Source organism: Bradyrhizobium sp. CCBAU 51765 (assembly GCF_015291725.1).
In the GTDB taxonomy this organism is placed as follows: domain Bacteria; phylum Pseudomonadota; class Alphaproteobacteria; order Rhizobiales; family Xanthobacteraceae; genus Bradyrhizobium; species Bradyrhizobium liaoningense.
The window spans coordinates 1,907,143-1,930,894 of the sequence record NZ_CP030038.1; the positions used below are offsets into that span (position 1 = coordinate 1,907,143).

Annotated in this window: 24 protein-coding genes; 14 read left to right on the plus strand and 10 right to left on the minus strand. The window is 65.2% G+C overall.

All coding sequences use genetic code 11. The features are described 5' to 3' along the window. Window positions 1–19: 19 nt before the first annotated feature. From flhA to XH96_RS08995, 6 genes are read left to right on the plus strand one after another with little or no spacing between them, the layout of a single operon-like run. Complete coding sequence (gene flhA, locus XH96_RS08970; protein ID WP_194392181.1) at window positions 20–2,101, plus strand: flagellar biosynthesis protein FlhA; 2,082 nt, start codon at window positions 20–22, stop codon at window positions 2,099–2,101. After that, entirely contained in the window at window positions 2,098–2,850 is a 753-nt protein-coding gene (gene fliR / locus XH96_RS08975; RefSeq protein WP_194392182.1) for a flagellar biosynthesis protein FliR, read from the plus strand. Before flhA ends, fliR begins: the two co-directional genes overlap by 4 nt. 7 nt (window positions 2,851–2,857) lie before the next feature. Then, window positions 2,858–3,277 (plus strand): hypothetical protein, encoded by a 420-nt coding sequence (locus XH96_RS08980; RefSeq protein ID WP_194392183.1) that lies wholly within the window; start codon window positions 2,858–2,860, stop codon window positions 3,275–3,277. After that, window positions 3,274–3,744 carry a rod-binding protein gene (locus XH96_RS08985; RefSeq protein ID WP_194392184.1) on the plus strand — a complete coding sequence of 157 codons (471 nt, stop codon included), beginning with the start codon at window positions 3,274–3,276 and terminating at the stop codon, window positions 3,742–3,744. The genes XH96_RS08980 and XH96_RS08985 overlap by 4 nt, the downstream gene beginning before the upstream one ends. 39 nt (window positions 3,745–3,783) lie before the next feature. Beyond that, window positions 3,784–4,296: a flagellar biosynthesis protein FlgN gene (locus XH96_RS08990; protein ID WP_194392185.1), complete on the plus strand. Its 513-nt coding sequence runs from the start codon at window positions 3,784–3,786 to the stop codon at window positions 4,294–4,296. After that, window positions 4,293–4,751, plus strand: a complete 459-nt coding sequence (locus XH96_RS08995; RefSeq protein WP_035670256.1) for a hypothetical protein — start codon at window positions 4,293–4,295, stop codon at window positions 4,749–4,751. Before XH96_RS08990 ends, XH96_RS08995 begins: the two co-directional genes overlap by 4 nt. Before the next feature lie 186 nt (window positions 4,752–4,937). On the opposite strand, the gene XH96_RS09000 is transcribed toward XH96_RS08995, so the two are convergent. Both XH96_RS09000 and XH96_RS09005 read right to left on the minus strand, forming a co-directional pair. Further along, a complete protein-coding gene (locus tag XH96_RS09000; protein WP_035670259.1) occupies window positions 4,938–5,708 on the minus strand; it encodes a winged-helix domain-containing protein in 771 nt (256 codons plus the stop codon). Between the two features lie 330 nt (window positions 5,709–6,038). Further along, a complete protein-coding gene (locus XH96_RS09005; protein ID WP_194392186.1) occupies window positions 6,039–6,311 on the minus strand; it encodes a hypothetical protein in 273 nt (90 codons plus the stop codon). Between the two features lie 216 nt (window positions 6,312–6,527). Here XH96_RS09005 and XH96_RS09010 point away from each other — a divergent pair, with 216 nt between their 5' ends. Beyond that, a complete protein-coding gene (locus tag XH96_RS09010; protein WP_194392187.1) occupies window positions 6,528–7,502 on the plus strand; it encodes a hypothetical protein in 975 nt (324 codons plus the stop codon). 8 nt (window positions 7,503–7,510) lie between these two features. On the opposite strand, the gene XH96_RS09015 is transcribed toward XH96_RS09010, so the two are convergent. Further along, window positions 7,511–8,089, minus strand: coding sequence for a MarR family winged helix-turn-helix transcriptional regulator (locus tag XH96_RS09015; RefSeq protein WP_194392188.1), 579 nt, complete (start codon window positions 8,087–8,089; stop codon window positions 7,511–7,513). 658 nt (window positions 8,090–8,747) lie between these two features. Here XH96_RS09015 and XH96_RS09020 point away from each other — a divergent pair. Further along, entirely contained in the window at window positions 8,748–9,635 is an 888-nt protein-coding gene (locus XH96_RS09020; protein ID WP_194392189.1) for a dienelactone hydrolase family protein, read from the plus strand. 57 nt (window positions 9,636–9,692) lie between these two features. Here XH96_RS09020 and XH96_RS09025 read toward each other — a convergent pair whose 3' ends face one another. Next, window positions 9,693–10,958, minus strand: a complete 1,266-nt coding sequence (locus XH96_RS09025) for a serine hydrolase (RefSeq protein ID WP_194392190.1) — start codon at window positions 10,956–10,958, stop codon at window positions 9,693–9,695. A 122-nt stretch (window positions 10,959–11,080) separates the two neighbouring features. Further along, window positions 11,081–11,929, minus strand: coding sequence for an SDR family oxidoreductase (locus XH96_RS09030; protein WP_194392191.1), 849 nt, complete (start codon window positions 11,927–11,929; stop codon window positions 11,081–11,083). Between the two features lie 113 nt (window positions 11,930–12,042). Here XH96_RS09030 and XH96_RS09035 point away from each other — a divergent pair, with 113 nt between their 5' ends. Beyond that, entirely contained in the window at window positions 12,043–12,855 is an 813-nt protein-coding gene (locus tag XH96_RS09035) for an HAD family hydrolase (RefSeq protein ID WP_194394080.1), read from the plus strand. A gap of 24 nt (window positions 12,856–12,879) precedes the next feature. Here the strand turns inward: XH96_RS09035 and XH96_RS09040 are convergent, their stop codons facing one another. Continuing rightward, window positions 12,880–13,287 (minus strand): nuclear transport factor 2 family protein, encoded by a 408-nt coding sequence (locus XH96_RS09040; protein ID WP_194392192.1) that lies wholly within the window; start codon window positions 13,285–13,287, stop codon window positions 12,880–12,882. Between the two features lie 128 nt (window positions 13,288–13,415). Beyond that, entirely contained in the window at window positions 13,416–14,105 is a 690-nt protein-coding gene (locus XH96_RS09045; RefSeq protein ID WP_194392193.1) for an aspartate/glutamate racemase family protein, read from the minus strand. A gap of 218 nt (window positions 14,106–14,323) precedes the next feature. On the opposite strand from XH96_RS09045, the gene XH96_RS09050 reads away from it, so the two are divergent. The 5 genes from XH96_RS09050 (at window position 14,324) to XH96_RS09070 (ending at window position 19,827) form a co-directional block, all read left to right on the plus strand. Then, the gene (locus XH96_RS09050; RefSeq protein ID WP_194392194.1) at window positions 14,324–15,070 is read left to right on the plus strand and encodes a metallophosphoesterase; all 747 of its coding nucleotides are present in this window, start codon (window positions 14,324–14,326) and stop codon (window positions 15,068–15,070) included. 253 nt (window positions 15,071–15,323) lie between these two features. Then, the gene (locus tag XH96_RS09055) at window positions 15,324–16,985 is read left to right on the plus strand and encodes a thiamine pyrophosphate-binding protein (RefSeq protein ID WP_194392195.1); all 1,662 of its coding nucleotides are present in this window, start codon (window positions 15,324–15,326) and stop codon (window positions 16,983–16,985) included. A gap of 4 nt (window positions 16,986–16,989) precedes the next feature. Then, complete coding sequence (locus tag XH96_RS09060; protein WP_194392196.1) at window positions 16,990–18,255, plus strand: FAD-binding oxidoreductase; 1,266 nt, start codon at window positions 16,990–16,992, stop codon at window positions 18,253–18,255. A gap of 9 nt (window positions 18,256–18,264) precedes the next feature. Next, on the plus strand, window positions 18,265–19,008 hold the full coding sequence (locus tag XH96_RS09065; protein WP_194392197.1) for an aspartate/glutamate racemase family protein: 744 nt from the start codon (window positions 18,265–18,267) through the stop codon (window positions 19,006–19,008). A 39-nt stretch (window positions 19,009–19,047) separates the two neighbouring features. Further along, window positions 19,048–19,827, plus strand: coding sequence for an SDR family NAD(P)-dependent oxidoreductase (locus tag XH96_RS09070; RefSeq protein WP_194392198.1), 780 nt, complete (start codon window positions 19,048–19,050; stop codon window positions 19,825–19,827). 155 nt (window positions 19,828–19,982) lie between these two features. On the opposite strand, the gene XH96_RS09075 is transcribed toward XH96_RS09070, so the two are convergent. The 3 genes from XH96_RS09075 to XH96_RS09085 are packed head-to-tail and all read right to left on the minus strand — an operon-like array spanning window position 19,983 to window position 23,752. Continuing rightward, window positions 19,983–20,777, minus strand: a complete 795-nt coding sequence (locus XH96_RS09075) for an IclR family transcriptional regulator (protein WP_194392199.1) — start codon at window positions 20,775–20,777, stop codon at window positions 19,983–19,985. Window positions 20,778–20,796: 19 nt separating this feature from the next. Next, the gene (locus XH96_RS09080; protein ID WP_194392200.1) at window positions 20,797–22,530 is read right to left on the minus strand and encodes an FAD-dependent oxidoreductase; all 1,734 of its coding nucleotides are present in this window, start codon (window positions 22,528–22,530) and stop codon (window positions 20,797–20,799) included. Window positions 22,531–22,537: 7 nt separating this feature from the next. Then, on the minus strand, window positions 22,538–23,752 hold the full coding sequence (locus XH96_RS09085; RefSeq protein ID WP_194392201.1) for an ABC transporter substrate-binding protein: 1,215 nt from the start codon (window positions 23,750–23,752) through the stop codon (window positions 22,538–22,540).

A 23,752-nucleotide genomic window follows, 5' to 3' on the forward strand; every position in this document is an offset into this window, starting at 1 on the left:
ACCCTCCTGCCGGTGACCCATGGCCGATACGTTAGCTGCCAGCCTGCCCAGCCCGCGCCGCCTCGGAGCGGACGCCTTCTTCGCGGCCGGCATCGTGGCCATGCTCACGATCCTGTTCCTGCCGATTCCGCCGATCCTGATCGATCTTGGCCTCGCGTTCTCGATCGCACTGTCGGCGCTGATTCTGATGGTCGCGCTGTGGATTCAGCGACCGCTCGACTTCTCGGCCTTCCCGACCGTGCTGCTGATCGCGACGATCCTGCGCCTGGCGCTGAACATCGCGACGACGCGACTGATCCTGGCGCGGGGCGGGGAGGGCGAACAGGCCGCGGGCCATGTCGTTGCCGGCTTCTCGAAGTTCGTCATGGGCGGCGACTTCGTCATCGGCCTGATCATCTTCGCGATTCTTGTTACCGTGAATTTCGTCGTGATCACCAAGGGTGCGACGCGTATCGCGGAGGTCGGCGCCCGTTTCACCCTGGACGCCATTCCCGGCAAGCAGATGGCGATCGACGCGGACCTGTCCGCCGGCCTGATTGACGACAAGGAAGCCCAGCGTCGGCGGCGCGAGCTCGAAGAGGAGAGCGCGTTCTTCGGCGCCATGGACGGCGCCTCGAAGTTCGTCCGCGGCGACGCCATCGCCGGCCTCATCATTACCGCGATCAACATATTCGGCGGCATCGTCATCGGCGTCACCCATCACGGATTGACTCTCTCCCGCGCCGCCGATGTCTACACCAAGCTTTCCGTCGGCGACGGTCTGGTATCGCAGATGCCGGCGCTGATCGTGTCGCTGTCCGCGGGCCTCCTGGTCTCCAAGGGCGGCACCAGGGGCTCGGCGGAGCAGGCGGTGCTGCGGCAGCTCGGCGGCTATCCGCGCGCGGTGTCGGCTGCCGCGCTGATGATGTTCGTGCTCGCCCTGCTGCCGGGGCTGCCGATGGCGCCGTTCCTGCTGCTTGGGGGTGTCATGGCCTTCGTCGGCTATTCGCTGCCGAGGCGGCAGGCGGCGCGGGAGCGCAAGGAAGCCGCATCCAAGGCCGACGAGCGTGCCCAGGCCGAGGCCAAGGAATCGGTGAAGGAGCAGCTCAAGACGGCCGAGATCGAGCTGGCGCTCGGCGGCCACCTTTCGGTCCATCTCCTGGGCTCGCGCACCGAACTCGCCCACCGCGTGGCCAAGATCCGCAAGAAGTTTGCCAAGCAGTACGGCTTCGTCATTCCCGAGATCAAGCTCACCGACAATCTGTCGATCGATCCCAAGAGCTACCAGATCCGGATCCACGACACGCGCGTTGCCCATGGCGAGCTCAGGCTCGGCGAGGTGCTGGTGCTGGTCGACAAGGACGGCAAGCCCGACGTGCCGGGCGACGAGGTGATCGAGCCGGCCTTCGGCATGAAGGCGCTGTGGGTGACGGAAGCCTTCACCGACGAGGTCAAGCGGCAGGGCTGCAAGCCGGTCGACAACCTGTCGGTGCTGCTCACCCATTTGAGCGAAGTGATCAGGGCGAACCTCGCCCAGCTCCTGTCCTACAAGGACATGCGCGGGCTGCTCGACCGGCTCGATCCCGAATACAAGCGCCTTGTCGAGGATCTCTGTCCGTCGCAGATCTCCTATTCGGGCCTGCTGACGATCCTCAAGATCCTGCTGGCCGAGCGAGTCTCCATTCGCAATCTTCACCTGATCCTCGAGGCGATCGCGGAGATCGCGCCCCATGTGCGGCGCTCCGAGCAGGTCGCCGAGCACGTGCGGACGCGGCTTGCCCAGCAGATCTGCGGCGACCTCTCCGACAATGGCGTGCTCAACGTGATCCGTCTCGGCAACCGCTGGGACCTGGCGTTCCACCAGAGCCTGAAGCGCGATGCCAAGGGCGACGTCGTCGAGTTCGACGCCGACCCGCGCCTGATCGAGCAGTTTGCGACCGAAGCCAGCGCCGCGATCCGCAAGTTCACCGAGAACGGCACCAGCGTGGTGCTGGCGGTGACCCCCGAAGCCCGTCCCTATGTCCGGATGATCCTGGAGCGGGTGTTCCCGACCCTGCCGATCCTGTCGCATGTCGAAGTCGCGCGCAGTGCCGAGATCAGGGCGCTCGGAGCCGTATCGTGATCAGCGGCCTCGCCGACAGCGTACTGGTGACGTTCATCGTGTTCTGCCGCATCGGCGCTTGCCTGATGCTGGTGCCCGGCTATTCCAGCGTCAACGTTCCGCCCCAGGTGCGCCTGTTCGTCGCGCTGGTCACGACGTTTGCGCTGACACCGATCCTGATCGCGATCCTGAAGCCGCTCACGGACAACGCGGCACCGCTGACGCTGGCGCTCCTGATCTGCTCGGAGCTCGTGGTCGGCAGCGTCATCGGGCTCGGCGGGCGCGTGTTCTTCCTCGCGCTGCAGACCATGGCGACCATGATGGCGAGTGCGATCGGGCTCAGCAACATCCCGGGGACACCGGTCGGCGACACCGATCCGGCGCCGGCCCTGGTGCCTCTGATCATGGCGGCCGTCACCACGCTGTTCTTCATGACCGACCAGCATTGGCAGGTGCTGCGCGGGTTGATGAACTCCTACGACGTCTGGCAGCCCGGCAGCAAGCTTGGTGGCAGCATGGCGCTCGACCTGCTCGTCGGCCGCCTCTCGGAAGCGTTCGTGCTGACGCTGCGGATCACCAGTCCCTTCATCGTCTATTCGGTGATCGTCAACCTGGCGGTCGGCCTGATCAACAAGCTGACGCCGGCGATCCCGGTCTATTTCATCTCCGTGCCCTTTGTGCTGTTCGGCGGCTTCCTGCTGCTCTACCTCACCAGCGACGAACTGCTGACGCAATTCATGCTCGGCGTCTCGTCGTGGCTGGCGGAGTGACAAGGTCATGACGTCGCGCTCGGACAAGCTCGGCCGGATGGTCTCGCTGGTGAAGCTCCAGCTTCGGCTGTCCGAATGGCAGCTCGCGCACCTGCGGCAGCAGGAGCGCAGCCTGCAGGACGAGCAGGAATGGCTGGTCGGAGCCCTGAACGGCGGCAGGCCGCCCGCGGGATCGTCGAGCGAATCGATCGCGCGGCGCCTGAACAGGACGAGCGTCGGCGCACGCACAGTACAGGTGCAGGCCGCGCAGCAGCTCGACCAGGTTCGCGCGGAAAGTCGCCGCGTGAAGCAGCTTCAGGAAGTCGCGAAGGCCGCGCTCGCCGACAAGCTCCGTGACGCGGAGAAGCGTGCGCTCGAGGAGATGACGGGAATAAGCCCTGCCGTGCGCGCCTGGATGCCACGGCCAGCCAACCGGGACAAGATATGATCGTGACCGCGACACCCGACCTCGTTCTCGATGTCCTCGAGGCCGCCGATCCCGTGACGCAGCGCGCGGCGACCGCGAAGCTCGACGCGTTGAAATCCGCCAATGCCGACTTCGCCGCCACGATGGACGCGGAGATCGGCAAAGCTGCCGCCGATCAATCCGCGAAGGTCTCGGAATCGCAGCCGGGTGCAGTGAACGGTCCGCCGGTGCAGGTGATCAAGGCGCCGGGATCCGGCGATGTCTATCGCAAGTTCGAAGCGTTCATCCTCCAGACCTTCGTCGAGACGATGTTGCCGAAGGAGTCGGAGGAGGTGTTTGGCAAGGGCACGGCTGGCGGCGTCTGGAAGTCGATGCTTGCAGAGCAACTTGGCAACCAGCTCGCAAAGGGCAAGGGCATTGGCATTGCCAGGCAGCTCGCAGCCGCACATCCGGCCGGACCGGACGTGGCGGGGAAGGCTGGATCATGATCTGCGAACGGGTGACAGAAGTTGAGGGGTGAATTTCCGATGCAGGCACAAGAAGGTGCGGCGGCCATGGCGATGGACCAGGCGATCGCGGACACCGAAATGATGACGACGGAAGCAGCAGCAAGCGATGCGCTGCTGCCCGTCCTGCTGCCGATCGCGGGCGGCGAGGCGGTAGTCGAGGTCGCGGATGCGGTGAGATCGGACGAGGTGCGCGGCCTGCTGGCCGCAATCCGCCGGCTCGCGAGTATCGTCGAGGAGGAGACGGCCGCGCTCGCGACGGGTCGGAAGATCGATTTCGACGACTTCAGCGCGCGGAAGAGCCGGAGCATGCTCGAATTCGTCCGCCTGATGCGGGCGCGGATGCACCTTGGCGGCGAGATCGAGATCACCGAGGAGATCCGGCGGCTGCGCGAGAAGCTCGAGCGGAATCGCTCCATTCTGGAAATGCACTACGATGCGGTGCGTGAGGTCGCGAGCATCATCGTCACCGCGATCAAGGAAGCCGAATCGGACGGCACTTATACCGGTCGCGCAACGCAGGATGGAAAATGATCAGGCTGGTGCTGGCCGGACTGTGGGTATGCATCCTCACCGCGGGCACGAGCTATGCGGTTGCCTACTGGAAGGAGAACGGCAGCCTGCTGCCGGCGAAGGACGAATATCTCGACGGGCTGCAATATCAGAAGACGCGGGCGCTGAGCGTGCCCATGGTCGAGAACGGCAATGTGCAGGGCTACATCGTCGCGCGCTTCGTCTACACCGTCGAGGGGCGGACCATGCACCAGCTGAACGTTCCGCCGGAACCGTTCGTCGTCGACGAGGCCTTTCGCAGGATCTATGCCGACGAGCGTCTCGATTTCAGGAAGCTCGCCCGCTACGACCTCTCGATCCTGACCACGGCCATCAAGCAGCGCGTCAACGAACGGATGCAGGCTGAAATCGTCCAGGACGTCCTGGTGGAGGACTTCAACTACGTGTCCAAGGAAGAATTCCAGCAGAAGCCGTAGAGCAAGCCATCCGGAACGGCGTTTCCGGGAGGATCGTGCCCCAAATGGCCAGCTGACGCCGGCGCCACGACAGTCGCGCCGCGAATGCAGGCATATGTCCTGCCGTCTCTGCCGCTGAAAGTACAACGGCCTCTGCGAAGTTGCTCGCAGAGGCCGTTGCAGGTTTGGCGGCAGCCTCCTGCCGTGTCAGTTTCCGGCCGGATAGGCCGCCGGGGCGGCATGGGCCCTGTTCAGGAGGATTCCGACCTCGTCGAGCTCCTGCACCGGCTCGTCGAGGGTCTCGCCGGCCGGGATATTGAGGCGGTATCCGACGTAGCGTCGGGCCACGATCGCGTCGAAGCCGAGGCGGTCGCGGAGCTTCTTGCGCAGCTTGCTGACGTGACTCTCGATCACGCTCTCGTCGAAGGTGGACTCGAAGATGCCGTAGACCGCGTTGAAGATCTGCGTCTTGGTGATCCACTTGCCGTGGTTGGCGACCATATATTCGAGAATGCGCAGTTCCCGGCGGGGCAGGGTGAGGGCGTGGCCTGCGATCTCGGGGTCACGGCCGTTGAAGAAGACCTGAATCCTGCTCTCGCAGGGCCTCGGCAGCTCGCCCACCCGGCGCCGCGCGATCGCGGCCGTTCGTGCGAGGATCTCCCGCAAGTGAACCGGCACGTGCACGACGTCGTCGACGCCCGATTCGAACAGCTCCAGCGTGTTCTTGAGCATCTTCTGGCCGCTCACGGCGATGATGGGCGCCGAGGAACGCTTGCGCATCGCGCGTGGCAGACTTCCGCGCGCATCGCAATCCCCGAGGAGAAAGGCGTCCACCGCTGCCAAATCCGATTCACTCGCGGATTGCAGCCAGTCCCAGAATTCTCCGGAAGAGAAGCCGATCGACGACACACCTTCGCGAACAAGCCCTCCGACGTAGCTGTTCGCGACGCTCTCGCGATCATCAACGATAATATACATCAGTCTTTCGCCCCTGTTTCGCACTTGTTGCGGCCGGCTGGTTGTTGTGATGCTCCGGCTCGGCAACGATGCTGTTTGACGACATTCCTTCCCGCGAACCGTTGTTATTGGTTTCGATATTCGCGGGCAGCCCTACGCATTCAGTGCCTGCGTCACGCAGGCCTGCTACATCAACTCGATACTGAACGCTTACTGGCGTGAGGCCCGGCGGGTGCCTTGCGGGTCACCTCGCGGAGCGGATTGAGAAACGACCTAGATCAGTTGCGCCAAGTTGCTCATCGCTTCCGAACACTGCTGAACCGTGTCGATCTCCTCGCCAACTGGCGAGAATCACTTGAGTAGGACCGTAACAATTGCCGATTTCCGATCAAGCGTGCGCAACAAAGCGGTTGCTACACGTGCTTGATGCTGTTGATTCATTTCCGGTTGTTTCTTGGTGTATTCAATCGCATCAGTTGATTTGGTTTCCAAACTAGTTTTGCACCGTGGCGGATGTAAAGTTCCGCATCCCCGTACAACTACAGCTGTTTTGCGCAGAGCAACGGTCTTGCAAATCGAGCCCTCTTCAACCCCGGATTGACTCTGGCGCTCGTTTTTCCACATGCGACAAGTCGACTCACTTGTGGCGACATGACGCCAGCTTGGTGAAATCTTGGCGAGTGTGTGTCTTTCGAGTCGCACTATCGCCGCGTGTATGACGCGATCCGACTCATGCAGCCCCGCATCGCGCGCTATGGAAAGTTTTCCATGCACACGTCTCAGGCAAGCTTCGGCAAATAACGTCACCGTTCGACAGATCGAACGAACGGAGCATTTCACATGTTGTCCGATGGACAAGCTCGTCCCAACGCGACCGCGGATGCTTCCGCGGCGGCGAAGCCGGCTCCGGAGGCGCGCGATACAAAGGATAGTGCGACGCGAGGCGACAAGCCCGCTGCAAGCGCAAAGCGTGTATCGGCCGCGGCGAGCGACGAAGTTCTCGCGAAGGAAGCTCTCGAGGGGCTGAAGCGCATTCGTGCCAAGGCGCGCCTCGACAAGATGGCGATCCCGAAACCTGCGCCGGCCGTGATCAAGCCGGCCGTGATCGTGGCGAAGCCGCCGCCGCCCCGTCCGACATGGGTCGCACCGCTCGCAACCCTGGCGGTCGCTGCCATGCTGGTGGTCTGCGCCTGCACCGGCGTGATCGCCTATCTCACCACCCAGCCCGCTCAGAGCAACGTTGCGACCAATACCGAGATCAGGAATCTGCGTGAGACCGTGGCGCAACTGCGCAGGCAGTTGTCGGGCGTGTCCGAAAATCTCGATGGCTTGCGTACTGCGGTCGATCAATCGAGCAAGGCGACGAATGATCGCTTCGGCAGATTTGCCGAAAACCTGGACCGGATCGAGCGGGTGAGCTCGTCCTCGACGGCGAAGCTCGACAAGCTTGCCCAGGCACAGGTTCAGGCCCAGGCCCAAGTCCAGGTCCAGGCTCCGGCGCCGGCAATGGTGCAATCGCAGCCGGCGCCGCAGCAAGGACCGATGATGGCTTCGGTCGCGGCGCCCGAATTCACGGGCTCGGTGCCTGCGTCCGAGCGTGCGTCGGTGCCGCGCAAGACGATCAAGGGTTGGTCGGTCCGCCAGGCCTATGAGGGGATTGCGATCCTGCAAGGCCCGAACGGGGTCATCGAGGCCGTACTGGGACAACAAGTGCCCGGCCTCGGTCGCATCGAAGAGATCAGAAACGAGAACGGGCGCCTGGTGGTGGAATCCAGCGGCGGCGTCATCTATTCGTCACGTAAGGCAACGCCTTGAGCAGCCTTCTATTGACGGTGATGCTCGAAGCTGGTGCATAGCAGATCGACCTCCGTCTCTGCGATCGGTGCACGAAACAGGCGGCAGCTGAACTCGACCATCGTCTTGCTGTCCGTGGTGGTGCGATCTTCCCGCAGGAAGATGCATCGCTTGCAAACGTCGGTGTGATGCCGCTGCTCGGCCGCGTCGGACTGATCCAGCACGTGCCGGAACGTGTCGCGGAAGCGGATCTTGGCGTCGTCGTCGAGAACGGCAATCGCCTCGACGAGAACGTTGACGGGGTCGCGCACCAGGAACTTCTTGCCCTGCTGGGTCACGCTCAACATCACCGACCGCTTGTCCGTGGCCGAACGTTTTCGTTCGAGGTAGCCGAGCCGCTCGAGCTCGCCGATGATGAACGAGGCGGTGCCCCGCGTGGTGCCGACGTAGCTCGCCAGCGCCGACGGCGTTCGGGAAAACCGGTTGGCCCGGGAGAGGAAGCGCAGCGCCATCCATTCGCGGTCGCGCAAGCCGTGCTTGGTGCCTTCGAACCACAGGATTCGCGCGGCCTGCTCCAACAATTCAATCGATTCGCGAGCCAAGTTCATTTCAGTTCCAGGTCGTATAAACGTTTATTCAATTGAGCCTTGGGTAGCGCAATCTAGGTGGACGAGAATGAAGCCCGTAGGCGCTCCTTCGTCCGTTGGTGGGCGGCGGATCGCGCTTGGGGGAAGAAGCCTCTCCGTTTCGGAAATGGAACTTCCGGCCGTGGACTAGTGCGTCACAAAGAAAGTTCGAGTAAATCGCGCGGCTCGGATACTCGGAAAATTTCAATCAAATGACGACGGTTCGCCCGCGAATTGGCGATGATGTGCGATGCGCGAGCAACATGATGTGTCGTTGCCGCCGTTGCAGCGGCCATTGGTTGCGGCCGAGCATGTCGAGCGTGCGAACAGGGGCACCCTTCGCATCCCCTCGCAGTGTGGCCGGCCGGGAAAGAACCATATTTTTCGGTTAATGGATGTTGCGATGCAATGTAGCTAGACGGTTAAGTCCGGTACACGCGCGATCCAGGGACCAAGTGTCCGTGGGAGATGGACAGGCAGGCGAGGTTCGACTTTGAAACGTGCCGCCTTCGTGGCCGAGATCGGCAGCATCCTCGAATTTCGACGACTCGTGCTCGCAGGCTGGTGATTTGCGTTTCACCGGCAACTATTGGCGAATGCGTCGCCCCAGGGATAGCAGGCAGCAGGAAGGAATGGACCGATGAGCTTCGAAACCACCATGGCATCCGACGTCGTCGGGCTGACCAAAAGCGCCCCGGTCTCACGACGCGGATTCATGAGTGCCACCGCGGCCGTGGCGGCGGGCTATACGCTTGCGGCCGGGCCCGTGCGCGCCGGGGTGGTCACGACCGACCTCAATGGACTTGAGGCCGGCGATGCCAAGATCAAGGTCGGCTCCGAGGAGATGCCCGCCTATTTCGCCCGCCCGGCCGGCAATACCAGGGCGCCGGTGATCATCGTGGCGATGGAGATTTTCGGCCTGCACGAATACATCAGGGACGTGACGCGGCGCCTGGCCAAGCTCGGCGCGTTCGCGGTCGCGCCCGACTATTATTTCCGCAAGGGCGTCGACCTGACCAAGGTCTCGGAGCTCAAGGACCTGCTGTCGGTGGTGAACGCGAAGCCGGACGCCGAGCTGTTGTCCGATCTCGATGCGACGGTGGCGTGGGCGGGATCGCAGGGCGGTGACGTCACCAGGCTCGGCATCATCGGCTTCTGCAGGGGCGGCCGCACGGTCTGGGAGTACGCCGCCCACAGCAGCGCTCTCAAGGCGGGCGTTGCCTTCTATGGCACGCTGGTCGATCCTGCCAATCCGGCGTGGCCGAAGAGCCCGATGCAGCTCGCGCCCGAGATGAAGGCGCCGGTGCTCGGCCTCTACGGCGGCGCCGATACCGGCATTCCCGTCGCGCAGGTCGAGCAGATGAAGGCAGCGCTCGAGCAGAACAAGAAGACGGCCGAATTCAAGATCTATCCCGAAGCGCCGCACGGCTTCCATGCCGACTATCGCGGCAGCTACCGCAAGGACGCCGCAGAAGACGCCTGGAAGCAGGCGCAGGCCTGGTTCAAGAAGTACGGCGTGTTGAGCTGATGCATGGTTTCGAAGGGCGGCCCGATCGGCCGCCCTTTTGATTTACACGCAGCGACCTCACCTCACCATCGCGCCGTAGACGATGTCCTGGACCTGCTCGCGGAAATATTTCCTGAGCTCACCAGGGGCCGCCGTCCCCACCACCACGACGAGACGCTCCTTGGGATCGCAGAAGAACTGCGTTCCGTAGGCACCGTTCCAGGTGAACTCGCCGGGATTGCCGGGGACTGAAGACAATCCTTCGCTGGTCCGGACCGCAACCGAAAGGCCGAAGCCGAAGCCGCCGCGATGCGGCTCGACATTGGCCACCTTGTTCTTGATCTCGGGGCCGAGGTGATTGGACGTCATGTGATGCACGGTCTTCGGACCGAGGATGCGCTGGCCGTCCAGCGCGCCGCCGTTGAGCAGCATCTGTCCGAAGCGGATGTAGTCGCCGACCGTCGCGAACGAGCACGCGCCGCCACAATCGAACTTGGTCGGGGTGTCCAGGAGCTTGATCGCCTGCGGTTTGCCGGTGAGCGGATCGTTCGTGAACGGGCGGGCAAGGCGAGGGCGCTGGGTGTCGGTCGGGTGGAAGGTCGCATCCTTCATGCCGAGCGGCTGCCAGACGTTGGCGGCGAGATAGTCGCCGAGCTTCTGCTCGCTCACCTTCTCGACGACCGCGCCGAGCACGTCGATCGAGAAACCATATTCGAACTCGGTCGAGGGTTGATGCGCCAATGGCAGCTTGGTGATGCGGTCGATGAAGGTCTGGGTGTCGCCTTCGATCGCCGGCGCGACGCCGTCGGGATATTGCCGCGCCACCGGGCTCGATGAGTCCGGGCGGCCGCCGTACATCAATCCCGACGTATGCCGGTAGAGATCGTGGATGAAGATCGGCGAGGCCTGCGGCTCGAGCTTGAGCGAACCGTCGGCCTGGGGAACGCCGACCTTCATGTCGGCGAAGCCCGGGTAGTAGTCGGATAGCCTGGCCTGGAGCGGCAGCCGTCCCTGCTCCATCGGGGTCAGGCCGGCGACCGCGGCCATCGGCTTGGTCATCGAGGCCAGCGCAAAGATCGCATCGATCGGCATCGGCGTGCTCTTGGCGGGATCGAGCATGCCATAGGCCTTGTAATGGACGAGCTTGCCGTCGCGCGCGATGGCGACCACTGCGCCGGGTACGCGCTTGGCCGCGATCTCGCGCGCGAAGAAGCTATCAAGGCGCGCAAGGCCTTGTTTCGAAAAACCGACGTCGTCGGGATTGGCTTCGGGCAGCGGCGCGGCATGCGCCGCACCGAGCGCAATGGCGGCAGTCGCAGCGATCATGGCGATCGTCTTGTTCATTGCATTCTCCCAAGAGGCGAGCTCGTTGTGTGGTGGCTCGCTCGATGGCTAGATCACGACCGCACCGGGATGAAGTCAAGCGCGGGCAAGGCATGTCTGGGAGGCGTTGGAGTGCAGGAACCCTATCGTCCTTCGCCTGCCCGCCACAGCGCGTCGAGGCCGTGCCGATAGGTGGGGTGGGCCAGCGAGACGCCGAGCTCGCGCTTCAGTTTCGCGTTGGAGACACGGGCGCTGCTGGCATAGAAGCTGCGGGCCATTGCCGACATCTCGGCGGTCGCGAACGCCTCTTCTGGCGGCGGCGCCACGCCCATCAGCTCCGCCGCATAGGCGATCACGTCCTGCGACGGCGCGGGTTCGTCATCGCAGACGTTCCAGGTGCCGCCGTTCGCGTGACGAACAGCGGCCATGATCGCGCTGGAGATGTCGTCGACGTGGATGCGGTTGAAGACCTGTCCCGGCTTGATGATGCGCCTTGCCGTTCCCGCCCGCAGCGTCACGAGCGCGTTGCGACCGGGACCGTAGATGCCCGCGAGCCGCAGGATCGCCGCATCGCCGCGCGCCGCGTCCGTCCAGGCCTGCTCCGCGGCAACCCGCATGCGCGTGCGGTCGAGGACGGCCTGCGGCGGCGTGCCCTCGTCGACCCACGCGCCGCCGTGATCGCCGTACACGCCGATGGTGGAGAGATAGACGACCTTGCGGCGGCCTTCCTGTAGCACGTCGCCGAACGCCGTGATGGCGGGATCGCCGGCGCTGCCGGGCGGGATCGACACCAGGAGGACATCGGCGTCGCGAACCTGCTGAACCGTCTCTTGCGACGGACGGCTGCCGGAAAACGGATGCACCTCAACGCGGCCGAAATCGTTCCGTTGCGCGGGGTCGCGCACGGTGCCGGCGACATGCGAGAAGCTGCCGCCGTATTGGCGAACGAAGTGCCGGGCACTGTAGCCGAGGCCGAGGATGAAGAGCCGCATGCGTCTCCTGTGCAGGTCGGAGTTCCCGCTCGCGCCGTGGCGCCTCTCGCTCATAAGAGATTTTTGGGTCCGGCAAAAGATATTGCGATTTGTCGCGCCTGCCGCTTCGGGCGATGCTCGCTCGTCACGGGCAGCTCGGGAGGGAGGCGTCGTTGGCGACCGGATCAATCATTCAGGCGGGAGCGCCCGCGGCAGGGCGATGCGATGCCGGTGAACTGATCCGGCGCGCGGCCGCGCTGATCTTCGACGTCGACGGCACCCTGGCAGAGACCGAGGAAATGCACCGCCGGGCCTTCAACCTCGCTTTCGCCCGCCACGGTCTCGACTGGCGGTGGGACCGTGCCGTCTACAAGGAGCTGTTGCGGGTCACGGGCGGCAAGGAGCGCATGCGCGCCTACCACATCAGGCTGGGGACCGCCCCGCCATTGTCGGACATGGACATCGCAGAGCTGCACCGCATCAAGACCGCGCATTATGCCGAACTGATCGAGACCGGCTGCTGCCCCTTGCGACCGGGCGTGACGGATCTGCTCGCCGCGGCCCGGGCGCGCGGCCAGCGGCTTGCCATTGCGACCACCACCTCGCACGGCAATATCGATGCGCTGCTCTCGCAGGCCCTGGGCAGGCGCTGGGCCGCGGATTTCGAGGCGATCGTCGCCGGCGATGACGTGCGGCACAAGAAGCCTGCGCCGGACGTCTATCTCGAGATCCTGGCGCGGCTGAAGCTCGGCGCGCCGGACTGTGTCGCGATTGAGGATTCCGCCAACGGCCTGGTTGCGGCCTCGCGTGCCGGCATCCCGGTTCTGATCACGCGCAGCATGTTCTTTGGGGACGATGACTTCGCCGCGGCGCGGGTCGTGCTGGACGATCTGTCGGAACTCGGTGCCGCCAAACAAAAAACTGAGGAACAACCCCATGCGCAGTAGATCACGCCTGCGTGATCGCTGCGGTCAGTGGACGCGGTGACTCGCTCTATCGTCCTCGGCCTGTTCGACAATCTGCGCGATCGGGCTGGACTGATGGTGGACGAGGCGCCAGTCGTCGCCGACGCGGCGAAAATGGTTTGCGGCGGCCAAGGCGGTGCCGTCGACGATCTCGATGCAGAGCACCCGCGCGCTGTCGCCATCGACGATCGCCTGAGGCTCGGCGCAGACGATCTGTGGCCGCTCCGGGTTTTGCAGGATGTCGCGCCAGCTGCCGATCACGGTGGCGCGCCCGATGATGGCCGGCCAGCCGGGATGGATGCAGGAGATGGCGTCGTCATCCGCCCACATCCGTTGCATTTCGTCGAAATCGCCGGTCGAAAAGGCGGCGTAGAAGGCCGCGTTGGCGGCGATGACCTTGCTGTCGTTTGCCATGCCTCCGGGGTGGGGCAAGGACAGGCAAAAATCAAGCGCGACTTCCGTCGATTTTGGCCGCAGTGCAGCATTCAAGTTCGCGCCCGCTCTGTGGGCGGTTCACGCGGGGGAAGGTGGGAGAAGACGCATCATCCGATCGCAAAATCGGCTGCCGTCTCGGCGTGAATGGCCGTCGTGTCGAACGTCTCGACCGAGGTATCGTCCTGGCCGACCAGCATCGTGATCTCGGTGCAGCCGAGGATTATGCACTCGGCGCCGCGGGCGACGAGGGCCGCCATCACCTCCTGATAGCGACGGCGCGAGGGAGCGGCGACGTTCCCGAGGCACAGCTCGTCGTAGATGATGCGGTTCACGTCGGCGCGCTCGTCGGCCGCAGGAATCAGCACATCGAGATCATGCGCGCGCAGCCGGTCGATGTAGAAATCCTGCTCCATCGTGAACTTGGTGCCGAGCAGCCCGACTCGCCGGTATCCCTTGGCCCGAATCCGCTGCGCCGTCGCGTCGCCGATGTCGATGAACGGAACGGTCACGCTGGCCGTGATCTCGGGCGCCAGTTTATGCATCGTGTTCGTGCAGAGCACGATCGCACGCGCCCCGGCGCTTTCGAGCCGCCGTGCGACCTCCGCCAGGCTGGCCGCCGCCTCCTGCCAGCGTCCGGCATACTGCATCTGTTTGATCTCCTCGAAATCGTAGGAATACATCAACAAGGGTGCCGAATGCAGCTTGCCCATGCGGTCGCGGATCCGCTCGTTGATCAGCTTGTAGTAGAGCGCGGTGCTCTCCCAGCTCATGCCGCCGATCAGGCCGATGGTTTGCATTCCAGTGCTCCCGGCAGTGATTCAATCGGATCGTAGACGAAGATGCCGGAGCCCGGTAGCCGTCCCTTGATTGCGGCGCCTTCGTCGTGTCATTGTTCCCCAGCGCCGATTTGATCCTCAGCTTGCGGGCGCTTCTACAAATGCAGCTAAAGAGAACCGCTATCCCTGCATCGTCCCGCATTGCGTGAATCGTCGGCCATCTCGACTGGGAGGGTCACATGAAATTTGCTGCGATCGCGGATGTCCACGGGAATCGTCCGGCGCTGGACGCCGTCCTTGCGGACATTGCCGCGCTCGGTATCGACGACGTCGTAAATCTTGGAGACCACGTCAGCGGACCGCTCGAGGCGGCAAGAACAGCAGACCTGCTCATCGAGCGCGGCTTTCCGTCGGTACGGGGCGATCAGGATCGAATCCTTCTGGAGCTCCGGCAGGCCGGTACTTCGGCGCGCAGCGATTTCCAGCAGCTCGCGCGCAAGCATTTCGACTGGATGGCAAGCATGCCACCCACGCTGATGTACAGAGACCGGGTGTTCCTGTGCCACGCGTCACCGAGGAACGATGCCGCCTTCTGGCTCGATCATATAGCCGAGGACGGCAGCGTGCGCGCCAGTCCGATCGAGGCGATCGAGTCCGAGGCCGAGGGGATCACGGCCGAAGTCATCCTGTGCGGGCACACTCACATTCCGAGGGTTGTTCGTCTGATGGATGGACGACTGGTCGTAAACCCCGGCAGCGTCGGGCTGCCCGGCTACGACGGGAAGCTGCCTGTGCCCTACGTGGTTGAGGTCGGCACGCCCCACGCGTGCTATGCCCTGCTGGAGCATGCCGGAGGAGCCTGGACCGCGACGATCCGCTACGTGCCCTACGATAGCGCGGCCATGGCCGCACTGGCGCGCAGCAAGGGAATGCTCGCCTGGGCGAGCGCGATTGCAACCGGCTGGATTCGGCCGGAGCGGAGTTAGGCCGCACCAGGTCGGAACGGCACTCCGTGGTCCCGCGCTGACGCCGCGCCTCGAAGCTCCGGTGTCGTTCACGAATCTGGTCCAGGGTGGCCGCGACACGGGCGGTCGTGCAAAGGGCAGGGACGGGCATGCCGCCTGCGCAGGCTGCGAAAAGCCTTTCGATCTTGCGCGTCCTGTCGGCCTGTCCTACGCCACGTCCGACGAAATTTTGCGAGGCGGTGAGGGGCACTGCCGAAGTCTCGAGGGAGCCGACATGACCATTCGCAACACCCGCACCGGGGGCCAGATCCTGATCGATCAGCTCGTCGCCCAAGGCGTCGAGCGCGTCACCTGCGTGCCGGGCGAGAGCTATCTGGCGGCGCTCGACGCGCTGCATGACAGCCCGATCGACGTCATGATCTGCCGGGCCGAAGGCGGCGCGGCGATGATGGCGGAGGCCTATGGCAAGCTCACGGGGCGCCCTGGCGTTTGCTTCGTCACCCGCGGGCCCGGCGCGACCAATGCCAGCCACGGCGTCCACATCGCGATGCAGGATTCGACGCCGATGATCCTGTTCGTCGGCCAGGTCGACACCGGCATGCGCGAGCGCGAGGCGTTCCAGGAGCTCGACTACAAGGCGGTGTTCGGCTCCATGGCGAAATGGGCGGTCGAGATCGACCGCCCCGACCGCATTCCGGAGCTGGTGGCGCGCGCCTTCCGCGTCGCCATGCAGGGCCGCCCCGGTCCCGTGGTGATCGCGCTGCCGGAGAACATGCTGACCGAAACCGCCGCCGTTGCCGATGCCATGCGCATCGAGCCCGCCGTGAGCTGGCCGGCGCCTGCCGATATCGAACGCGTCGGTGCGATGCTTGCGAGCGCCAAGGCGCCGCTGGTCATTCTCGGCGGCACGCGCTGGACCGAGGAGGCGACCAGGAGCATTGCGCGCTTTGCCGAGCGGTTCGACCTGCCGGTCGCGACCTCGTTCCGCAGGGCCTCGCTGATCGATGCCGACCATTCACACTATGCCGGCGATCTCGGCATCGGACCGAGCCCGGGCCTGAAGGCGCGTATCGAGGGTGCCGATGTCGTCCTGCTCATCGGCGGCCGCATGTCGGAGATGCCGTCCTCGTCCTATACGCTGCTCGACATTCCGACCCCGCAGCAAAAGCTGATCCACGTGCATCCGGGCGCCGAAGAGCTCGGCCGGGTCTATCAGCCGGCGCTTGCGATCCAGGCGACGCCGGCCGCATTCGCTGCCGCCGTCGAGACGCTGAAGCCCGCCGGCGCGGTGGCCTGGAAGGGCGAGGCCGCCAAGGCGCACGCCGATTATCTCGCCTGGACCGGGAAGGCCCGCGAGCTGCCGGGCAGGTTCCAGTACGGCGAGGTGATGACCTGGCTGCGCGACCGCCTGCCGAAGGATGCCATCGTCTGCAACGGCGCCGGCAATTATGCCGGCTGGATCCATCGCCATCACCGCTTCCACAGCTTTGCCGCCCAGCTCGCGCCGACCTCGGGCTCGATGGGCTATGGCGTGCCGGCCGGCGTGCTCGCCAAACGGCAGTATCCGGATCGCGTCGTCGTCGCCTTCGCCGGTGACGGCTGCTTCCTGATGAACGGCCAGGAATTCGCGACGGCCGTGCAGTATGACGCGCCGCTGATCGTCGTCGTCATCGACAATTCGCAATACGGCACCATCCGCATGCACCAGGAGCGCGACTATCCTGGCCGTGTCGTCGGCACCCAGCTCAAGAATCCGGACTTTGCGATGTACGCGAAGGCGTTCGGCGGCCATGGCGAGCGTGTCGAGCGCACCGAAGAGTTCGCTCCCGCCTTCGAGCGGGCGCTGGCCTCGGGCAAGCCGTCGATCCTCCACTGCATCATCGATCCGCGCGCGATCTCGGTCGGCAAGGATTTCGTGCCCGCTGTGAAGGCTTAAAGCGATGCCGGCCGGCCGCCACGTCGCCATCATCGGTGCCGGCGCGATCGGTGTGATCAGCGCGATCGAGGCGCTGCGCGAGGGCCATCGCGTCACGCTGATCGATCCGGGCGAGCCCGGCGGCGAGCAGGCGGCGAGCTACGGCAATGCCGGCTGGCTGTCGTCGCATTCGGTGATCCCGCCGGCCGAGCCGGGCGTATGGAAGAAGGTGCCGGGATATCTGATGGATCCGCTCGGGCCGCTCGCGATCCGCTGGTCCTACTTGCCGAAGGCGTTGCCCTGGCTGGTCAAGTACCTGCTCTCGGGCTGGACCGAGCCACGCGTCGAGACGACGGCGTTCGCGCTACGCGACCTCCTGAAGGACGCGCCGTTGCTGCACCGGAAGCTCGCCGAAGAGGCGGGCGTGCCTGAACTCATCGAGCGCAACGGCGTGATGCATGTCTTCCCCTCGCGCGGCAATTTCGACAATGACCTCGGCTGGCGCCTGCGCAAGAAGGTCGGGGTCCAATGGCTCGAGCTGAACGCCGACGAGATGCGCCAGCGCGAGCCGGAGCTGCATCCGCGCTACACCTTTGGCGTGGTGGTGGAGGAGGCCGGACGCTGCCGCGATCCCGGCGCCTATGTCGCCGCGCTCGCCGCACATGCATTGGCGAGCGGCGTCAGGCTGGTGCGTGCCAAGGCGACGGGACTCAAGCTCTCCGGCAACAAGCTCGTCGCCGTCATCACCGAGACCGGCGAGATTGCCTGCGATGCCGCGGTGATCGCCGCCGGCGCGCGATCCAGGCAGCTCACGGCGTCGGTCGGCGATCCCCTCCCGCTCGAGACCGAGCGCGGCTATCATGTCGTGATTGAGAATCCGGAATCGGGCCCGCGTAGCTCGATGATGGCGTCCGACGCCAAGATGGTGGTGAACTGGACCAACAAGGGCCTGCGGGCCGCAGGCACGGTGGAGATTGCCGGCTTGGAGGCCGCGCCGAACTGGAAGCGCGCCGAGATCCTGCGCAGCCACCTCCTCAGCATGTTCCCGAAACTGCCGAAGGACATCCCGGCCTCCCGCATCAAGACCTGGTTCGGCCATCGCCCGAGCATGCCGGACGGGCGTCCCTGTATCGGCTACGCGCGCGCCTCGCGCGACATCGTCTATGCCTTCGGCCACGGCCATGTCGGCCTGGTCGGATCAGCCCGCACCGGCCGTCTCGTCGCCCAGCTCCTGAGCGGCAAGGCGCCAGAAATTCCACTCGCGCCGTTCGCGCCCGATCGTTTCCTCTGAGAGCGCACCATGACCGTCTCAGCCAGCCCATCCCCCCGCATCGCCCGTGGCGGCAAGGCCATCTATGGCGCGCCGCTCGGCATCCTGATGCTGGAGGCGCGCTTCCCCCGGATTCCCGGCGACATGGGCAACGGCACGACCTGGCCGTTCCCCGTGCTTTATCGCGTGGTGAGCGGCGCCTCGCCGGAGAAAGTGGTGCTGAAAGGCGCCGCCGGCCTGCTGCCCGACTTCATCGACGCGGCCAAGGATTTGGTGCGGTTAGGCGCCGAGGCCATCACCACCAATTGCGGCTTCCTCTCGCTGTTCCAGAAGGAGATCGCGGCGGCGGTCGGCGTTCCCGTCGCGACCTCGTCGCTGATGCAGGTGCCCTGGGTGCAGGCGACGTTGCCGCCGGGCAAGCGCGTCGGCCTCGTCACGGTGTCGGGCTCGACCCTGACGCCGGCCCATCTCGAAGGCGCCGGCGTGCCGCTCGACACGCCGCTGGTCGGCACCGAGAACGGCAAGGAGTTTTTCCGTGTCCTGATCAAGGCCGAGAAGGACGACATGGACGTCGCGCAGGCCGAGCGCGACGTGGTCGAGGCCGGCAAGGCGCTCGTTGCCAGGAATCCGGATGTCGGCGCCATCGTGCTCGAATGCACCAACATGCCGCCTTATGCCGCAGCGCTTCAGGCCGAAGTCGGGCTGCCGGTCTACGACATCTATTCCATGATCACCTGGTTTCACGCCGGACTGCGCCCGCGCGTTTTTGCGTGAACGCGTCCGCGAGATCGTCACAAGTCCTGGAGCGAACCCATGAAACTATCCGGCAAGGTCGCCGCCATCACCGGCGCGGCGCGCGGCATCGGCAAGGCCTGCGCGAAGAGATTCCTGGACGATGGCGTCAAGGTCGTCATCTCCGACATCGATGCAGACGGCCTCGCCGCGACGGCTGCCGAGCTGGGGCGGCCCGACGCCTTGCGCACCGTGGCCGGCAATGTCGCCAGGCGCACTGACGTGGATCAGCTCGTCGCGACCGCCGTGAAGGAGTTCGGCCGGCTCGACATCATGGTCAATAATGCCGGCGTGGCCCGCAACCGGGACATCCTCGACATTACCGAAGAGGAATTCGACGAGATCATCGGCATCAACTTGAAGGGCGCGTTCTTCGGCGTGCAGGCGGCGGCAAGGCAAATGATCGCGCAGGGCGGCGGCGGGGTCATCATCAACATGTCCTCGGTGAATGCGCTGCTCGCGATCCCGGCGCTGGCGACCTATGCCATGTCCAAGGGCGGCATGAAGCAGCTCACCTCGGTCGCGGCTGTCGCGCTCGCCCCGCACAACATTCGTGTGGTGGCGGTTGGCCCCGGCACGATCCTGACCGACATGGTGGCCTCGTCCATCTACACCTCGGAGGATGCCCGCAGGACCGTGATGTCGCGCACGCCCGCCGGCCGCGGCGGCGAGCCGAGCGAGGTGGCATCGGTCGTGGCGTTCCTTGCCAGCGACGATGCGTCCTACATCACCGGCCAGACGATCTATCCCGATGGCGGCCGGCTGGTCCTGAACTACACCGTGCCGGTGAAGGACAAGTAGGGGCTTTGTCGCCCCACACTCGCTGTCATCGCCCGGTCAAGACCGGGCGATCCAGTACTCCGAGACAGCAGTGATAGAACCGATCGGCCGCGGCGTACTGGATGCCCCGCTTTCGCGTGGCATGACAGCGGTGGTCGCGCGGGCAATCTCGCCCTTCACTCCGCCGCAACCGTCATCCCGTGACCCAGCTGCTTCGAGATGCCCCCCGCGCAGTCGCGCAAGGCATGCGCGATCGGGCTGTCCCAGCGGGCATCAAAGGTGCCTTCCGGCCCCATCGCGGTGATGACCAGCGCGACATGGCCGGAATGATCGAACACGGGCGCCGAGAAGGCGTTGACGCCGGGCAGGGGATCGCCGAGCGCACGGGCGAGGCCGTGCTTGCGGACCTCGGCGAGGATCTCGGCGACCTTCGCGCCCTTCACCGCGCGCTTCGGATTGTAGCCGACGCCGCGACGATCGAGCCCGCTTTCGAGCGCGGCAGCGATCGTCTTCTCCGGCAGGAACGCCGCAAAGGCGCGGCCCGTCGCGGTCTCCAGCAGCGCCATCACCGAACCGGCCCGCATCACGATGTGGAGGGGCTGGGCCGGCTCTTCGAGCTGCACCACGGTTGGGCCGTGCGTGCCCCAGACGGCGAGCGAGACGGCATGGCCGATCTGGTTCGCGAGCGCCGCGATCCTGGGACGCGCGATGCGCACGCCCGAGAGCCGGCGCAGGCTGATCAGGCCGAGCTCGAGCGCCAGCGCGCCGATCTCGTAGCGGCCGGTGGTTTCGTCCTGCTCGATCAGGCCGATGCGGGAGAAGCTGGCGAGATAGGGATGCGCCTTGGCCGGCGTCATGCCGGCCTCGCGGGCGAGATCGCGCAGCATCATCGGCTCGCCGCATCTTGCGAGCGCGCGGAGCAATTCTCCGCCGACCTCGATCGACTGGATGCCGCGGCTTTCTCTCTTCATGCGCCTCCTGGCGGGTGGCCTACGCTGCGTCGCGCCCGGCGGCGCTGTCGGCAAGATGCCGTCCGGCAATGTAACCGAAGGTCAGCGCCGGCCCAAGCGTGATGCCGGCGCCTGGATAATTGCCGCCCATGATGCTCGCCATGTCGTTGCCGGCGGCATAAAGGCCGGGAATCACGCGGCCTTCGGCGTCGAGCGCCCGCGCGTTCTCGTCGGTGACGATGCCGGCATAGGTGCCGAGATCGCCGATCACCATCTTGATGGCGTAGAACGGTCCGTTCTCGATCGGCGCGACGCAGGGGTTCGGGCCGTGCATTGCGTCGCCCTGGTAGCGGTTATAGGCCTTCGAGCCCTTGCCGAAGGCGGCATCGTGACCGAGTGGCGCGGTCGCATTGAACTGCCTGACCGTTTCGACGAACGCCTTGGCATCGATCCCGGCCTTCGCCGCCAGCGCCTCCAGCGTGTCGCCGCGCATGAGATAGCCGGACTTCAGGTGATGGCCCAGCGGCATCGGGAAGGGCGGCACGCAGCCGAGGCCGTATTTGCGCAGCGTCTTGTGATCGCAGACGAGGAAGGCGGCGATCTCCTCGCCGGGCCTGGCCGCCTTGACCATGGCCTGGACGAAGTCGTGATAGGAATTTCCTTCATTGGCAAAGCGCTTGCCGTCGCCCATCACCGCGATCACGCCGGGCTTGGCGCGGTCGATGAAATGCGGCATCACGCCCTTCGAGCCGTCCTTGCGCGTGGTCAGCGACACCGGCACCCAGGCCGCCGCGTTCGGCAAGCGATTCTCGACATGCCCGCCGACGGCCTCCGCCAGGCGTAGTCCATCCCCGGTATTGCCGGTCGGCCCCGGCGAATAGTGCTCGTTGCCGGTCGGTGCATGCGGAAACATCTTCCTGCGCCGTTCGACGTCATGCGGAAAACCGCCGCAGGCGAGCACGACGCCCTGGCGTGCAAGCACGCGCACGTCGCGTCCCTCGCGCGAAACGATCGCGCCGGTGACGGTGCCGTTCTCGACGGTCAGCTTGCGCACCGGCGAGGACAGCCATATCGGAATCTTCAGATCGAGCGCGGATTTCGCGAGGCGTCCCGCCAGCGCGTTGCCGTTGGTGAGCGTCATGCCGCGGCCGTAGCGCAGCACGTCCATCAGGTGCCGCGACAGGCGCTTGGCGACATAGACCGCCGAGGTCAGCGACTTCGTCACCCGCATGAAATGGATGATCTCCTTGCCGGAGCCAAGCATCATGCCGAACACGGTCAGCTCGGGCAGCGGCATGCCCAGTGTCTTGATCTGATCGCCGAGCTCGCGCCCGTCGAACGGGCGCGTCACCATGGAACGGCCGCCCTGGGCGCCGCCAGGGGCCTCCGCGTGATAATCCGGAAACACCAGCGGCATGTCGAAGCGCAACGCGGTCTTGCTGGTGAAGAAGTCGACAGCTTCAGGGCCGGCGCTCAGGAAGGCATCGACCCGCGCGGCGTCGTAATTGTTGCCGGCCTCGTGGCGCAAATATGTGCGGGCCTGCTCCGGCGTCTCCTCGATGCCGTAGGCTTTCGCTAGCGACGTACCGGGAATCCAGAGCCAGCCGCCGGAGCGGGCGGTGGTGCCGCCGAAGCGCGGCTCCTTCTCGACGATCAGAACATCGAGGCCGCGGGACCGCGCGGTGATCGCGGCCGACATGCCGGAGCAGCCCGATCCGGCCACGAGCACATCGCATTCGTAAGTCTCAATGGCGCCGTGCTCGTTGCCGGTCATCTGGGCCTCACTTCTTCAGGAGCGGACATTTGGATTCGGAGACCGGGCGAAAGGCGTCCTCGCCCTTCACGGTCTTGACGATATCCAGATAGTCCCACGGCTCCTTCGATTGCTCGGGCGTCTTCACCTTGGCGAGATACATGTCGCGGATGACGCGGCCGTCCTCGCGCAACTTGCCGCCGTGAACGAAGATATCCTCGATCGGCAGCTCGCGCATCTTGGCCATCACCTTGGCGGACTCGTCGGTGCCGGCGGCCTTGATGGCCTTGAGATAATGCAGCACCGACCCATAGACGCCGGTCTGGATCATGGTCGGCATCACCTTGGTGCGCTCGTAGAACTTCTTCGACCAGGCACGCGTGGCCTCGTCCATGTTCCAGTAGGACGCCGTGGTCATGTAGGTGCCCTGCGCGGCCTTCAGGCCGATCGCGTGCACGTCGGTGTCGAACATCAGGAGGCCGACCAGCTTCTGGCCGCCCTGGACGAGGCCGAACTCGCCGGACTGCTTGATGGCGTTGTCGGTGTCCTGGCCGGCATTGGCGAAGGCGACCACGTCGGATTTCGAGCTCTGCGCCTGCAGCGCGAAGGAGGAGAAGTCGGCGGTGTTGGTCGGATGCTTCACGCCGCCGAGCACCTTGCCGCCCATCTCGTTGATGAAGCGGGTTGCGTCCTTCTCGAGCTGCTGGCCGAAGGCGTAATCGGCCGTGATGAAGTACCAGGATTTTCCGCCTTCCTTGATCACGGCCGAGGCCGTCACCTTCGACAGCGCATAGGTGTCATAAGTGAAGTGCACGGTGTTCGGGCTGCACAGCTCGTCGGTCAGCGAGCTCGCGCCGGGACCGGAGAGCAGGGCGATCTTGCCCCGCTCGCGTACCATGTTGTGCACGGCGATCGCGATGCCGGAATTGGGGATATCGACCACGGCGTCGACCTTGCCGTTGTCGAACCAGCCGCGCACGATCTGCACGCCGACGTCGGTCTTCATCTGATGGTCGGCGCTGATGACCTCGATCGGCTTGCCGAGCACGGTCGGCCCGAACTCCTCCACCGCCATCTTCGCGGCTTCCACCGAGCCCGGCCCGCTGTTGTCGCGGCCCCAGCTCGACAGATCCGTCAGCACGCCGATCCGCACCACGTCGTCGGAGACTTGTGCGGTGGCAGCCGTGGTCATGGCAGCCGAAGTCATGGCCGCGAGCATGGCGCAGGCCAGGAGCCCTTTCAT

Coding starts and splice junctions, on each gene's coding strand:
- flhA (WP_194392181.1), top strand. CDS start 20: ATGGCCGATACGTTAGCTGCCAGCCTGCCCAGCCCGCGCCGCCTCGGA.
- XH96_RS08980 (WP_194392183.1), top strand. CDS start 2,858: ATGACGTCGCGCTCGGACAAGCTCGGCCGGATGGTCTCGCTGGTGAAG.
- XH96_RS08985 (WP_194392184.1), top strand. CDS start 3,274: ATGATCGTGACCGCGACACCCGACCTCGTTCTCGATGTCCTCGAGGCC.
- XH96_RS08990 (WP_194392185.1), top strand. CDS start 3,784: ATGCAGGCACAAGAAGGTGCGGCGGCCATGGCGATGGACCAGGCGATC.
- XH96_RS08995 (WP_035670256.1), top strand. CDS start 4,293: ATGATCAGGCTGGTGCTGGCCGGACTGTGGGTATGCATCCTCACCGCG.
- XH96_RS09000 (WP_035670259.1), bottom strand. CDS start 5,708: ATGTATATTATCGTTGATGATCGCGAGAGCGTCGCGAACAGCTACGTC.
- XH96_RS09005 (WP_194392186.1), bottom strand. CDS start 6,311: ATGTGGAAAAACGAGCGCCAGAGTCAATCCGGGGTTGAAGAGGGCTCG.
- XH96_RS09010 (WP_194392187.1), top strand. CDS start 6,528: ATGTTGTCCGATGGACAAGCTCGTCCCAACGCGACCGCGGATGCTTCC.
- XH96_RS09015 (WP_194392188.1), bottom strand. CDS start 8,089: ATGAACTTGGCTCGCGAATCGATTGAATTGTTGGAGCAGGCCGCGCGA.
- XH96_RS09020 (WP_194392189.1), top strand. CDS start 8,748: ATGAGCTTCGAAACCACCATGGCATCCGACGTCGTCGGGCTGACCAAA.
- XH96_RS09025 (WP_194392190.1), bottom strand. CDS start 10,958: ATGAACAAGACGATCGCCATGATCGCTGCGACTGCCGCCATTGCGCTC.
- XH96_RS09030 (WP_194392191.1), bottom strand. CDS start 11,929: ATGCGGCTCTTCATCCTCGGCCTCGGCTACAGTGCCCGGCACTTCGTT.
- XH96_RS09035 (WP_194394080.1), top strand. CDS start 12,043: ATGCTCGCTCGTCACGGGCAGCTCGGGAGGGAGGCGTCGTTGGCGACC.
- XH96_RS09040 (WP_194392192.1), bottom strand. CDS start 13,287: ATGGCAAACGACAGCAAGGTCATCGCCGCCAACGCGGCCTTCTACGCC.
- XH96_RS09045 (WP_194392193.1), bottom strand. CDS start 14,105: ATGCAAACCATCGGCCTGATCGGCGGCATGAGCTGGGAGAGCACCGCG.
- XH96_RS09050 (WP_194392194.1), top strand. CDS start 14,324: ATGAAATTTGCTGCGATCGCGGATGTCCACGGGAATCGTCCGGCGCTG.
- XH96_RS09055 (WP_194392195.1), top strand. CDS start 15,324: ATGACCATTCGCAACACCCGCACCGGGGGCCAGATCCTGATCGATCAG.
- XH96_RS09060 (WP_194392196.1), top strand. CDS start 16,990: ATGCCGGCCGGCCGCCACGTCGCCATCATCGGTGCCGGCGCGATCGGT.
- XH96_RS09065 (WP_194392197.1), top strand. CDS start 18,265: ATGACCGTCTCAGCCAGCCCATCCCCCCGCATCGCCCGTGGCGGCAAG.
- XH96_RS09070 (WP_194392198.1), top strand. CDS start 19,048: ATGAAACTATCCGGCAAGGTCGCCGCCATCACCGGCGCGGCGCGCGGC.
- XH96_RS09075 (WP_194392199.1), bottom strand. CDS start 20,777: ATGAAGAGAGAAAGCCGCGGCATCCAGTCGATCGAGGTCGGCGGAGAA.
- XH96_RS09080 (WP_194392200.1), bottom strand. CDS start 22,530: ATGACCGGCAACGAGCACGGCGCCATTGAGACTTACGAATGCGATGTG.
- XH96_RS09085 (WP_194392201.1), bottom strand. CDS start 23,752: ATGAAAGGGCTCCTGGCCTGCGCCATGCTCGCGGCCATGACTTCGGCT.